Source organism: Saccharomonospora sp. (assembly GCF_027317685.1).
Classification (GTDB): Bacteria; Actinomycetota; Actinomycetes; order Mycobacteriales; family Pseudonocardiaceae; genus Saccharomonospora.
In genome coordinates this window covers 1-11,418 of the sequence record NZ_DAHVQP010000003.1, presented here as the reverse complement: position 1 = coordinate 11,418, position 11,418 = coordinate 1, and the positions used below count along the sequence as shown (strand labels likewise).

Annotated in this window: 15 protein-coding genes; 3 read left to right on the top strand and 12 right to left on the bottom strand. The window is 63.8% G+C overall.

Features of this window, described 5'->3' with window-relative positions; genetic code table 11:
- Positions 1-656 precede the first annotated feature (656 nt).
- The 3 genes from eccE to M7H19_RS00195 all read left to right on the top strand — a co-directional run bounded on the left by eccE (position 657) and on the right by M7H19_RS00195 (position 3,765).
- Positions 657-1,892, top strand: coding sequence for a type VII secretion protein EccE (eccE, locus tag M7H19_RS00205; protein ID WP_298175591.1), 1,236 nt, complete (start codon positions 657-659; stop codon positions 1,890-1,892).
- The gene (locus tag M7H19_RS00200; RefSeq protein ID WP_298175589.1) at positions 1,889-2,611 is read left to right on the top strand and encodes a hypothetical protein; all 723 of its coding nucleotides are present in this window, start codon (positions 1,889-1,891) and stop codon (positions 2,609-2,611) included. Before eccE ends, M7H19_RS00200 begins: the two co-directional genes overlap by 4 nt.
- 194 nt (positions 2,612-2,805) lie before the next feature.
- Positions 2,806-3,765 carry a hypothetical protein gene (locus M7H19_RS00195; RefSeq protein WP_298175587.1) on the top strand — a complete coding sequence of 320 codons (960 nt, stop codon included), beginning with the start codon at positions 2,806-2,808 and terminating at the stop codon, positions 3,763-3,765.
- Here the strand turns inward: M7H19_RS00195 and truA are convergent.
- The 12 genes from truA to secY form a co-directional block, all read right to left on the bottom strand.
- Positions 3,681-4,598: a tRNA pseudouridine(38-40) synthase TruA gene (truA, locus tag M7H19_RS00190; protein WP_298175593.1), complete on the bottom strand. Its 918-nt coding sequence runs from the start codon at positions 4,596-4,598 to the stop codon at positions 3,681-3,683. The two genes, M7H19_RS00195 and truA, sit on opposite strands and share 85 nt — an antisense overlap.
- Positions 4,595-5,176: a 50S ribosomal protein L17 gene (gene rplQ, locus M7H19_RS00185; protein WP_298175585.1), complete on the bottom strand. Its 582-nt coding sequence runs from the start codon at positions 5,174-5,176 to the stop codon at positions 4,595-4,597. The genes truA and rplQ overlap by 4 nt, the downstream gene beginning before the upstream one ends.
- 37 nt (positions 5,177-5,213) lie before the next feature.
- On the bottom strand, positions 5,214-6,284 hold the full coding sequence (locus tag M7H19_RS00180) for a DNA-directed RNA polymerase subunit alpha (RefSeq protein ID WP_298175583.1): 1,071 nt from the start codon (positions 6,282-6,284) through the stop codon (positions 5,214-5,216).
- Positions 6,285-6,399: 115 nt separating this feature from the next.
- Positions 6,400-7,008 carry a 30S ribosomal protein S4 gene (rpsD, locus tag M7H19_RS00175; protein ID WP_298175581.1) on the bottom strand — a complete coding sequence of 203 codons (609 nt, stop codon included), beginning with the start codon at positions 7,006-7,008 and terminating at the stop codon, positions 6,400-6,402.
- A gap of 24 nt (positions 7,009-7,032) precedes the next feature.
- On the bottom strand, positions 7,033-7,443 hold the full coding sequence (gene rpsK / locus M7H19_RS00170; protein ID WP_298175579.1) for a 30S ribosomal protein S11: 411 nt from the start codon (positions 7,441-7,443) through the stop codon (positions 7,033-7,035).
- A 19-nt stretch (positions 7,444-7,462) separates the two neighbouring features.
- Positions 7,463-7,648, bottom strand: coding sequence for a hypothetical protein (locus tag M7H19_RS00165; protein ID WP_298175577.1), 186 nt, complete (start codon positions 7,646-7,648; stop codon positions 7,463-7,465).
- Positions 7,645-8,025 carry a 30S ribosomal protein S13 gene (gene rpsM / locus M7H19_RS00160; protein WP_298175575.1) on the bottom strand — a complete coding sequence of 127 codons (381 nt, stop codon included), beginning with the start codon at positions 8,023-8,025 and terminating at the stop codon, positions 7,645-7,647. Before rpsM ends, M7H19_RS00165 begins: the two co-directional genes overlap by 4 nt.
- A gap of 205 nt (positions 8,026-8,230) precedes the next feature.
- A complete protein-coding gene (rpmJ, locus tag M7H19_RS00155) occupies positions 8,231-8,344 on the bottom strand; it encodes a 50S ribosomal protein L36 (RefSeq protein WP_005453284.1) in 114 nt (37 codons plus the stop codon).
- Positions 8,345-8,419: 75 nt separating this feature from the next.
- Positions 8,420-8,641, bottom strand: coding sequence for a translation initiation factor IF-1 (infA, locus tag M7H19_RS00150; protein ID WP_298175571.1), 222 nt, complete (start codon positions 8,639-8,641; stop codon positions 8,420-8,422).
- Positions 8,642-8,913: 272 nt separating this feature from the next.
- Positions 8,914-9,711 (bottom strand): type I methionyl aminopeptidase, encoded by a 798-nt coding sequence (gene map / locus M7H19_RS00145; protein WP_298175569.1) that lies wholly within the window; start codon positions 9,709-9,711, stop codon positions 8,914-8,916.
- 21 nt (positions 9,712-9,732) lie between these two features.
- Complete coding sequence (locus M7H19_RS00140) at positions 9,733-10,287, bottom strand: adenylate kinase (RefSeq protein ID WP_298175567.1); 555 nt, start codon at positions 10,285-10,287, stop codon at positions 9,733-9,735.
- On the bottom strand, positions 10,284-11,418 hold a 1,135-nt coding region (secY, locus tag M7H19_RS00135; RefSeq protein WP_298175565.1), incomplete at its 5' end, for a preprotein translocase subunit SecY. The genes M7H19_RS00140 and secY, both read right to left, overlap by 4 nt.

Below are 11,418 nucleotides of genomic sequence, written 5' to 3'. Positions count from 1 at the left end.
CTTTGTTGTCGGTGTTGACGGCATTCTTGACCTACAGCTCTCCCACTCGCGGTACGGTTCCGCAGGATAGCCGTACGGGGACCGTTCGGTGTTGGTTTCTACCAACTCCGGTTAGTGTGCAAGTCGCCGGGGATCGGCTTTCAGCTCAGTTGCAGGCACAAGGGGAAGAGAACGAGCGGATGTCCGTCACCACTCCTCCACGTCCGCCGGGCCCGCCGCAGGGGTCCCAGCCTCCTTCGGGGCGTCCACCGGGCCCGCCTCAGGGGCCGGGACGACCGGGAGTTCCTGGAGGTCCAGGTGGAGGCCCTGGCCCACGCGGGCCGCAGGGCACACCTCCCGGGCCCGGTGGTGGACCCGGCGGTCCCGGCCGTCCTCGTGGCCCACAGGGGCCCGCTGGTGGCCCAAATGCGCCTGCCAGGCCGGGTGGCCCGAACGCACCCGTCAGGCCTGGCGGCCCGGGTGGACCGGGCGGTCCGAGCGGGCCAGGTGGACCGGGCGGTCCGGGCGGTCCGGGTGGACCTGGTGGTCCGGGTGGCCCGAATGGACCAGGCGGGCCGGGGGGGCCGGGTGGACCTGGCGGCCCGGGAGGGTCTGGAGGGCCTGAGGAGCCCGGAGGCGCCTCGAAGCCATCGGCACCGTCATCGACCCCGAAGGTCGTGCCTCCAGCTCGGCGTCGCACGTTCGGCGCCAGCTTCGGGCCTTTTCCGGTCTCCAACCTTGTGTTGCTGGAGATCGGTCTCGCGATAGGCCTGCTCCTGATCGCGATCAACGACTCGCTCGTCTATGTCGCGATCGGTGTCGCCGCGGTGGCACTCGCCCTGGCCTTCCTGCGCTGGGGCGGCCAATGGTTCACCCAGTGGGCCGGACTGACGACGCGCTACACCCTCCGCTCACACGATCGAGTGGTTGTTCCGCCCGCGCCGACAAGCGTGGAAGCACTCGCCGCGGAGGACGACGACAAAGTCATCGGACCGGAGGATGCTCGCGTCAGCCTTCTCCGACTCGCCGTGCCCGACCTCGTGGTCGCGCAGGGGAAGGACCACGAGCACCAAGAGGTCGGCTTCGCCCACCACGACGGGACCTGGACAGCGGTTCTCCTCGTGGAACCCACGCCCGCACTGATCACACAGGCGGGAGGCGCACCGAGTCTGCCGCTGTCCGCTCTCGCCCCGTGTCTCGAAGACCGTGGCGTAGTGCTGGACTCCATCCAGATAACCTGGCACTCCTACCCCGGAAGCGCTGCACTCCCTGCCGATTCGCCCGCGCTGGCGTCATACATGGAGGTCCTGGGCCCGCTTCCAGCCGCAGCTCGACGCACCACCTGGGTGTCCATCCGGCTCGACCCCAAACGGTGCCCGACTGCGGTGAGGGAGCGCGGTGGCGGCGTCACGGGTGCGCACAGGGCATTGATCGGTGCGCTGTCGCGTGTGCGTAACGCGCTGGAGTCCCACGGCGTACCGACACGGCCGTTGAGCCCTGATGAACTGCTCCGTGCCGGTATCTCGGCGGCGGAACTCACCGGCGTGGCTGGCTCCGACACCCGCGTGCGGATGCAGGAACGCTGGGCGGGTGTCACCGCGGCAGGTATCGGCCATGCCAGTTACGCCATCACGGGTTGGCCCAAGGGGAAGATCAGCACGGGTCTCAACGCTTTGACCAGTGTTCGGGCACTGTCGGCCACAGTGACTATGTCCATTTCGCCGTCCGAAGAGGAGAACCGAATCGGACTGCGAGGTGTTGTGCGGATCAGTGCACGCAACCCCCGTGAGCTCGATGCCAGCGATCAACGGCTGACGAGCATCTCGGAACGTATCGGTGTGACGTTGACGCCGCTGCGTGGCCGCCAGGCCGCCGGTTACGCCGCGACACTGCCGATAGGAGGCACCGTATGAGCGCACGAGTGCACGACGTCAACAAGGCGCTGGGTGTGGCGCCGGAGTTCGTGGTCGATCCGGCTCTGCTCGATGCAATCAGCCCGTCCGGTGACCGTGGTGGGATCGTGCTCGGCTCAGGCCTGCAGGGCGAGCCTCTGACAGTGTCCGCGCTGCGGGCTGCTCCGACGAGGATTGTCCTCGTGGGTGGCTTGTACCTGTCGCGGCAGGTGGCCATGCGCGCAATGGCCGTCGGGGCGTGGGTCGTCATCTCGACGGGGCGGCCGACAGCCTGGCACGTGTTGTCGAACGCGGCGGGACAACAGCCGAACGGGCAGCCGTCACCCTTGGTGCAGATTCGTCGGCTGTCGCCGGTGGAGTTGCCGCGCCCGTCCGAGGACGCACCGTTGCTCGTCGTCCTCGACGGCGGACCTACCCCGCAGGATTTGTTCCCGCCGAGGTCACCGTGGCAGACGACGGTGTATGTGCTTCCGTATCTGCATCCGCAGGCGGGGGCATTGGCCAACGCCGCTGATCTCGTACTGATGCAACGGTTGCCTCAAGGACAGGCGGAGTTGGCGGCCCGGATCTGGCGTCTCCCACCGCAGATGATGCGGCAGTTGACGACCCTGAAAGACGATCAAGTGGTGGCGTTGGGGCGTAACTTGTGGCGCCCACTCCGGCTCGTCACTACGTCCAAGGAACAACAAATCCTCGGCCCGATCCGCCGAGGCGACTGACCCGGTCCACGCCAGGGGCGCGTTTAGCAGGCTAAACGCGCCCTTTTTCCTGGGCGTGGACCCTCTCCAATTCGGAAGTCAAGGTTGTCAACAGGCTCACAAGAATCTGTGGATAACTGGGACCGTTCCCAGTAGTTATCCACAACTTGCCAGTAATAAGCATGAGAAGCCGGCAAGCAAGAGAAGCTGTGGCCATGAAGACGACAGTGAACCTCAACGACGTTTTCCGAGGATCCGCTGCCCGGGCAGCCGGCTACGTGACCAACGCGGAATTGCGTGGACCAAAGTTTCGGAGGTTGTTTCAGGATGTCTACGTCCCCGCACATCTTCCTGTGACTCACGAGCTCCGCTGCCGGGGAGCGGCTTTGATCGTGCCCAAACAAGCAGTGCTGACAGGGCGTTCAGCTGCGACAGTGCTCGGTGTCGAGCTCGCCAAACCTTACGACCCGGTGGAATTCGTTGTTCCTGAGCAATACCGTTTCGGCCCTATCGAAGGAATCCACGTTCGCCGCACGGCTGTCAAAAAATCGGAGTTCCGGACCTGGAACGGCGTTCGTATTGCGCGACCCTGGCGCATAGCTCTGGATTTGATTTTGCGTCTCTCACCACGGACCTATGGCTGGGTTCGGCGACTCCGCATCGCAGTGCCTGATGTCGATGCGTTTATACGCGCTGGCCTGGTCACACCGAAACGTTTACGGCGCGCCCTGAGGGGGCGACGAAACCGTGGAATAAGGCTGGCACGCGCCGCAGTGTCGATGATCGACCCACGCGCCGAGTCACTACCGGAATCGGAGCTCCGAGTGGTGCTCGAAAGCGGCGGATTCGTCCCCGTTCCTCAGTACTCCATCATGAAGAATGGACGTGAAATGGCCCGCCTGGACCTTGCTCTTCCTGAGACGAAGACGGCAATTGAATACGATGGCAAATGGCACAGAAAAAGCAGGCAGATTCGCCAGGATAAGGCGCGCAGGAAACGACTGACAGCGGAAGGGTGGCACTTCGTTGTCGTCACTGCCGAAAAGCTTTCAGGAGACTACACCAAAATCCTGAAGGAAGTGCGTGAAGCTCAGTCGCGCCGGGACACATCGGACTCATCACGAATGTTGCGTGTTATCTCCGCTCGCGACGCCAACTCGTCATCCGGCGGGTAGTCGACCCTCACCAATGTCAATCCGTGCGGGGGCGCGACAACGCTACTTCGTTGTCGGCTGCGTAAGACTTCCAAGGGCCAGCTCGTGTCACGTCGCCCATCACCGACCCAGAGAAGGGCACCGACCAAGCTACGCACCATTGAATGACAAAAGGCGTCTGCGGATACGGATAGGCGGAGTTCATACTCACCCACGCGGCGCCATCGGAGTTCTAGAAGCTCGCGTATGGTGGTGGCGCCCTCTCGTCGTTTGCAGAACGCGGCGAAATCGTGCAAACCCAGCAACGCAGACGCAGCCTCGTTCATCGCGTCAACGGACAAAGGCCGCGCCCAAGCCAACGTGTCGCGCCTCCGCAGCGGATCAACTCCCCAGGGTGCGTCTGACACCTGGTATCGATAATGACGTTTAGCGGCCGAAAAGCGCGCATCGAATCCCGCCGGAGCCCGGCGGATGTTGAGAACACGAACATCCGCCGGCAAAACACGATTCAGGCGGTAACGTGCCCGCTCAAGATCCGGAAGACCGTCTGCCGAAACCGGCATCCGGAAACGCGTTTCGCCCGCTAAACGCTCCACGTCTACATGGACTACCTGGCCAGTGGCGTGGACTCCTGCGTCGGTGCGGCCTGCTACTACTACCGGGCCGGCGATTGACGCACCTGGAGGCTGTTTGTCCAGGGCGTCCTCGAGCACTCCCTGGACAGTGCGACGTCCTGGCTGACGCGCCCACCCCGAGAAGTCTGTGCCGTCGTAGCTCAAGTCGATGCGCAGACGAGCGAGCCCGCCGTTCCCGTGAGGGAGGGCGGGCTCGCTACGCGAATTCGGCTCGGTCAGGACTCGTCCTTCTTGTCCGCGCCCTCAGCGGGCTCGTCCGTGGCGTCCTTGGTGGCCGACTCCGGAGCTTCAGCGTCCTGGTCGGCAACGGAAGCGGCCTCGGCCTTGGCCTTGGCCTCGTCCGCCTTCTCCTCCGCCTTCGGCTCCTCAGCAGGTGCCTCAGCAGCGGTGTCCTTGGCGAACTTGGTCTTCCGCGCCGCCTCAGCCTCGGAAGTGACCGTCTTCTCCGACACCAGTTCAAGCACCGCCATCGAGGCGTTGTCGCCCTTGCGTGGCAGCGTCTTGGTGATGCGGACATAACCGCCGTTGCGATCGACGAAGAAGGGCCCGATCTCCGCGATCAGCTTGTGCACGACGTCCTTGTTGCGGATCACCCGCATGATCTGACGCCTGTTGTGCAGATCACCCTTCTTGGCCTTGGTGATCAGCTTCTCGGCGAGCGGACGCACGCGCTTGGCTTTGGCTTCAGTCGTCGTGATCTTGCCATGCTCGAACAACGACGTCGCCAGGTTTGCCAACATCAACCGCTCGTGCGCAGGCGATCCGCCGAGACGGGTTCCCTTGGTCGGGGTGGGCATCGGTTCTCCTCGTTCAGCTTCGCAGCCGCAAGACCACTTACAGCTGCTCCGTCTCTGCGTAGTCCTGGCCGTCGTCGTGGCCAGTATCCGGAAGGCCCGGCGAGGTCTGCGCACCCCAGGTCTGGCCTCCACCCGCATAGGTGGACGCAGCAGTCGTGGGGTCGAATCCGGGCGGGCTGTCCTTCAGCGTCAAGCCGAGACCGGCGAGCTTCATCTTCACTTCGTCTATCGACTTTGCGCCGAAGTTACGGATGTCGAGCAGGTCGGCCTCGCTCCGAGACACCAACTCGCCAACCGTGTGGATTCCCTCGCGCTTCAGGCAGTTGTACGACCGCACCGTCAGGTCGAGGTCCTCGATCGGCATCGCGTAGGCCGCGATGGTGTCGGCCTCTTGCGGCGACGGGCCGATCTCGATGCCCTCGGCATCAACGTTTAGCTCGCGTGCGAGACCGAACAGCTCGACCAGTGTCTTACCCGCCGACGCGACGGCGTCCCTCGGCGTGATGGACGGCTTGGTTTCCACGTCGAGCACCAACTTGTCGAAGTCGGTGCGCTGCTCGACACGGGTTGCCTCGACCTTGTAGGTCACCTTGAGCACCGGCGAGTAGATCGAGTCGATCGGAATCCGTCCGATCTCCGCGCCGGCCTGCTTGTTCTGGAGCGCGGGCACGTAACCGCGGCCGCGTTCGACGACCAGCTCGATCTCGAGCTTGCCCTTGCCGTTCAGCGACGCGATGTGCAGATCCGGGTTGTGCACGGTGACGCCGGACGGCGGCACGATGTCGGCTGCGGTGACCTCGCCGGGGCCCTGCTTACGCAGGTACATCGTGACGGGCTCGTCCTCTTCGGAGGAGACGACGAGTTCCTTGAGGTTCAGGATGATCTCGGTGACATCTTCCTTCACCCCGGGAACGGTGGAGAACTCGTGCAGCACACCGTCGATGCGAATGCTTGTGACCGCAGCGCCCGGAATGGACGACAGCAGAGTCCGCCGCAACGAGTTGCCCAAGGTATAGCCGAAGCCCGGCTCGAGCGGTTCGATGGTGAACCGTGAGCGCGTTTCGTTGACCGCCTCCTCGCTAAGAGTCGGCCGCTGGGAAATCAGCACTGTCTTTCTTCCTTTCCTGCCGGCGCCCGCCATATGACGCCGATAGGTGTGGCGTAGCGGCGGCGCACTCGGGGCGCCGCCGCAGACCCGCTCCCCGCTGAATGCGGGGAATGGATCACTTCTTCGAGTAGAACTCGACGATCAGCTGTTCCTGTACCGGCACCTCGATCTGCGCGCGCTCAGGAAGCTGGTGCACAAGAACCCGAAGGCTCGAAGGCACGACCTGAAGCCATGCAGGAATCGGGCGTTCACCCAAGGCTTCCTTCGCCGCGACGAAAGGCAGCGTCTTCAGGGACTTCGGTCGGACGTCGATGATGTCGAACTTCGACACCCGGTAGCTGGGGATGTTGACCTTCTCGCCGTTGACGAGGAAGTGTCCGTGGCTGACCAGCTGACGAGCTTGGCGACGGGTCCGCGCGAGGCCGGCGCGGTACACGACGTTGTCCAGCCGCGATTCCAGGAGTTGCAGCAGGTTGTCACCGGTCTTTCCGGGACGCCGCGCAGCCTCCTCGTAGTAGCGCCGGAACTGGCGCTCGAGAACGCCGTAAGTGTGGCGGGCCTTCTGCTTCTCCTGCAGCTGCAGCAGGTACTCGCTCTCCTTCACCCGGCCACGGCCGTGCTGGCCGGGCGGGTAGGGGCGACGTTCGAACGCCTTGTCGTTGCCGACGAGGTCAACCTTGAGCCGGCGCGAGACGCGAGTCGCGGGGCCGGTGTATCGAGCCATGTGTTCCTACTCCTCCCCGTTCTCTCAGACCCGGCGCCGCTTCGGCGGGCGGCAGCCGTTGTGCGGCTGCGGGGTTACGTCCTGGATGGTGCCGACCTCGAGACCTGCGGCCTGAAGCGAACGGATCGCGGTTTCACGGCCGGAACCCGGGCCCTTGACGAACACGTCGACCTTCTTCATGCCGTGCTCGGCCGCCTTACGAGCGGCGTTCTCAGCAGCCATCTGGGCGGCGAACGGCGTGGACTTACGGGAGCCCTTGAATCCGACGTGACCGGAGGACGCCCACGAAATCACCGCACCGTTGGGGTCGGTGATGGACACGATGGTGTTGTTGAACGTGCTCCGGATGTGGGCGTGCCCGTGAACAACGTTCTTCTTTTCCTTACGCCGGACCTTCTTGGTCCCGGTCGTCGTCGTACGAGACTTCGGTGGCATGGTCGAGTGCTACTCCTCGTTAGCGCGAGTTCTGTTGGTAAGCTGCCGCGGCTTCGCGCTGTCCGCGCCGCATCAATGTGCCGGCATCGGTGTACAGCTGGCGCAGCGCCATCGGACGGGCGTAGAGGGCCTTGGGCGACATCCGGTTCGAGCCGCGGCGCTGAACCGCGCCTGCGCGCACGACTCGTTTGCCGCTGATACTCACTTCCGGCCCGCCTTCTTCTTGCCGGCGACCGTCTTCTTCGGGCCCTTCCGGGTACGGGCGTTGGTCTTGGTGCGCTGACCACGCACGGGCAGGCCACGCCTCCAACGAAGACCCTCGTAGCACCCGATTTCGATCTTCCGACGGATGTCGGCGTTTACCTCGCGCCGAAGATCACCTTCGACCTTGAAGTTCTCCTCGATGAACTCCCGCAGCTTCGCAAGCTCATCGTCGCCGAGGTCCTTGACTCGAGCGTTCGGGTTCAGCTGAGTCGCGGCGATGATGTCCCTGGAGCGGGGACGGCCGATGCCGTAAATGTAGGTCAGCGCGATCTCCAACCGCTTCTCGCGGGGGAGATCAACGCCAGCGAGTCGTGCCATTGGCGCTTTTGCTCCTTCGTTTCATTCTCTTCGGGTCTGCTCCCTGCCCGTTCCGGGACGACTCGCCGTCACCCGCTCGCTCTCGCGAGCGGTATCCCGGCCCCGGCCCGAAGCTCCGGGGGTGGACCGGGCCGTCGACAACGACCCGGCAGGCGCGGGGAGGATCCAGTTCGTTCGGCTGTCAGGTCACTGACGACAGCTACGATCAGCCCTGGCGCTGCTTGTGGCGCAGGTTGTCGCAGATGACCATGATGCGTCCGTGGCGACGGACCACCTGGCACTTGTCGCAGATCCTCTTGACGCTCGGCTTGACCTTCACGTCTCCTGCTCTCCTGCTCGTGCTGAGTTGCTGCGCGCCCCTAGCGGGAGTCGCCTCCCACCACGCTCACCGTGATCACTTGTAGCGATAGACGATGCGACCACGGGACAAGTCGTAGGGCGAAAGCTCCACCACAACCCTGTCCTCTGGCAGGATGCGGATGTAGTGTTGCCGCATCTTTCCACCGATGTGTGCAAGGACCTTGTGGCCGTTCTCCAACTCGACGCGAAACATCGCGTTGGGAAGCGGCTCGATTACGCGGCCCTCGACCTCGATGGCCCCGTCCTTCTTCGCCATGTACTCCGCGTTTCGTGATCGGTTGAGCGTTCGAGTGCTTGCCTGCATGGCACACACATCACCCCGACTCCAAGACCCGATCGGACGAGCACGTGGAGTCGGCGTGAAGAGCACGCCAACTAAACAGTGTACGCAACGAATGTCAAGCACGACCACGGGGTCCGCCACACCAGTGGGTGACCCCTCGTCTTCGGAGCCCGGCTCAACGCATTTAGCGGGCTAAACGCGCTTCTGACGACCCGAGGGTCGAAGACCGCACCGCGTTCAGCCTGCTAAACGTCGTCCTCGGGAGCCGTCAGCACCCACGGACCGTTTTCTGTGATGGCGACCGTGTGCTCCCAGTGCGCTGCGCGGGAGCCGTCGGCGGTGATCACCGTCCAACCGTCGTCAAGTTCGACGGTCTCCGCCGAGCCGCCCGTCAGCATGGGCTCAATGGCCAGCGCCATCCCGACGGTCAGCTTCGGTCCCTTGCCTGGCTTGCCGACGTTCGGGAGGAACGGCTCCATGTGCATCTCGCGTCCGATGCCGTGCCCGCCGTATTCGGCCACCATGCCGTAGTCGATACCGTCCCGACCAGCCGCGCGGCGTGCCGCGGATTCGATCGCGTACGAGATGTCGGTCAATCGCGCGTTGGGGACCGCAGCTTCGATCCCCGCGGCCATAGCGACCTTGGTGGCGGCGGACAACGCCCGGTCACGTTCAGAGACCTCGCCGATCTCGATCGTCATCGCAGAGTCACCGTGCCAGCCGTCGAGGATCGCGCCGCAGTCGACCGACAGCAGGTCACCTTCGGCAAGCACCGTCTTCGTCGACGGAATACCGTGCACGATCTGCTCATTCACCGAAGCACAGATCGACGCGGGAAAACCGTGGTAACCCTTGAACGAGGGCACCGCGCCGGCTTCCCGGATCGTCTCCTCAGCCAACTGGTCGAGTTCTCCGGTGCTGATACCCGGACGTGCCGCCTCGGCCACCTGCCTCAACGTGCGCGCGACAACGAGACCCGCCGCCCGCATCGCGTCCAATTCGCCAGGCGTCTTGATCTCAATCGTTCGCCGACGTCGAAACATACTGCACACAAGAACCAGAATTCACGAACGTTTGCCGAGCGCGTCGAGCACCCGGGTGGAAACCTCGTCGACATCTCCGATGCCGTCCACGGTGACGAGGATGTCGGAGTAGTACTCCAGCAGCGGCGCGGTCTCCGACCGATACACCTGCTGCCTGCGACGGATGACCTCTTCTGTGTCATCGGCCCTACCCCGACCCAGAAGCCGCTTCACGAGCTCGTCCTCGGGAACCTTCAGCTCGATGACCGCGTCGAGCGACTCACCGTTCTCCGCCAGGATCTCACCGAGAACATCGGCCTGCTTGGTGTTACGCGGAAACCCGTCGAGGAGGAAACCCGACTTGGCGTCCGGCTCCGCCAGCCGTTCCCGCACCATCTCGTTGGTCACCGTATCGGGGACGAGCTCGCCTGAATCGAGGTAACGCTTCGCTTCTCGACCCAGCGGCGTCTCCTCCCCGACGTGCTTGCGGAAAAGATCGCCCGTCGAGATGTGAGGAACTCCGAGCCGCTGTGACAGCGTAGTTGCCTGCGTACCTTTACCTGCCCCTGGCGGGCCGACGAGAACTACACGCGTCATCGGAGGAACCCTTCGTAATTACGCTGCATGAGCTGGCTTTCGATCTGTTTCACGGTGTCGAGTCCGACACCGACCATGATCAAAACAGCTGTTCCGCCGAACGGGAAGTTCTGGTTGTTCCCTTCGCCGGTCACCGACAGGAAGAAGTTGGGCAGGATCGCGACGATACCGAGGTAGATCGAGCCCGGGAGGGTGATCCTGTTGAGCACGAAACCGAGGTATTCGGCGGTAGGACGCCCCGGGCGGATACCGGGGATGAAGCCGCCGAACTTCTTCATCTCCTCCGCGCGGTCGTCCACGTTGAACGTGATGGTGATGTAGAAGTACGTGAAGAACATGATCATCGCGAAGTACAGGGTGATGTGCACCCAATGCGACTGATCGGTCACGTAGTTCTGCAGGAACCGTTGCCAGCCCGAGGCCTGGTTCGGGTCGCCGACGAGCTGCCCGAGAAGGTCGGGCAGGTACAACAGCGACGACGCGAAGATCACCGGAATGACACCGGCCTGGTTCACCTTGATCGGCAGGTAGGTGGAAGTGCCACCGTACATGCGGCGGCCGATCATCCGCTTCGCGTACTGGACGGGGATCCGACGCTGCCCCTGCTCGACGAAGATGACGCTCGCGATGATCGCCAACGCCAGCAGGCAGATGAAGAAGAACGTCAGGCCACCCTGGTTGCTCAGGATGTTGGCACCCTCGGTAGGGATCTGCGCGGCGATGTTCAGGAAGATCAGCAGCGACATACCGTTGCCGACACCGCGCTCGGTGATGAGCTCACCCAGCCACATCATCACGGCCGTGCCCGCCGTCATCGTCAACACCGTCAGCGTCAACGAATACACGCTGTTGTCCGGCAGAACCGGCTGGTCGCAGTTAACGAACAGCTGACCACGATCAGCCAGAGCCACAACACCGGTCGCCTGGAGAATCGCCAACGCGATCGTGAGGTACCGCGTGTACTGCGTGAGCTTGCCCTGCCCCGCCTGACCTTCCCGCTTGAGCTCCTCGAAACGGGGGATCACCACCGTGAGCAGCTGAACGATGATGCTCGCCGTGATGTAAGGCATGATGCCGGTGGCGAAGACCGACAGCTGCAAAAGCGCCCCACCGCTGAATAGGTTCAGCAGC

What these genes read in the sequence shown, in the direction of transcription:
- rplQ (WP_298175585.1), bottom strand. Translation starts at nt 5,176, where the DNA reads ATGCCCACCCCGACCAAGGGAACCCGTCTCGGCGGATCGCCTGCGCAC.
- rpsD (WP_298175581.1), bottom strand. Translation starts at nt 7,008, where the DNA reads ATGGCTCGATACACCGGCCCCGCGACTCGCGTCTCGCGCCGGCTCAAG.
- M7H19_RS00140 (WP_298175567.1), bottom strand. Translation starts at nt 10,287, where the DNA reads ATGACGCGTGTAGTTCTCGTCGGCCCGCCAGGGGCAGGTAAAGGTACG.
- M7H19_RS00195 (WP_298175587.1), top strand. Translation starts at nt 2,806, where the DNA reads ATGAAGACGACAGTGAACCTCAACGACGTTTTCCGAGGATCCGCTGCC.
- rpsK (WP_298175579.1), bottom strand. Translation starts at nt 7,443, where the DNA reads ATGCCACCGAAGTCTCGTACGACGACGACCGGGACCAAGAAGGTCCGG.
- rpsM (WP_298175575.1), bottom strand. Translation starts at nt 8,025, where the DNA reads ATGGCACGACTCGCTGGCGTTGATCTCCCCCGCGAGAAGCGGTTGGAG.
- infA (WP_298175571.1), bottom strand. Translation starts at nt 8,641, where the DNA reads ATGGCGAAGAAGGACGGGGCCATCGAGGTCGAGGGCCGCGTAATCGAG.
- M7H19_RS00200 (WP_298175589.1), top strand. Translation starts at nt 1,889, where the DNA reads ATGAGCGCACGAGTGCACGACGTCAACAAGGCGCTGGGTGTGGCGCCG.
- map (WP_298175569.1), bottom strand. Translation starts at nt 9,711, where the DNA reads ATGTTTCGACGTCGGCGAACGATTGAGATCAAGACGCCTGGCGAATTG.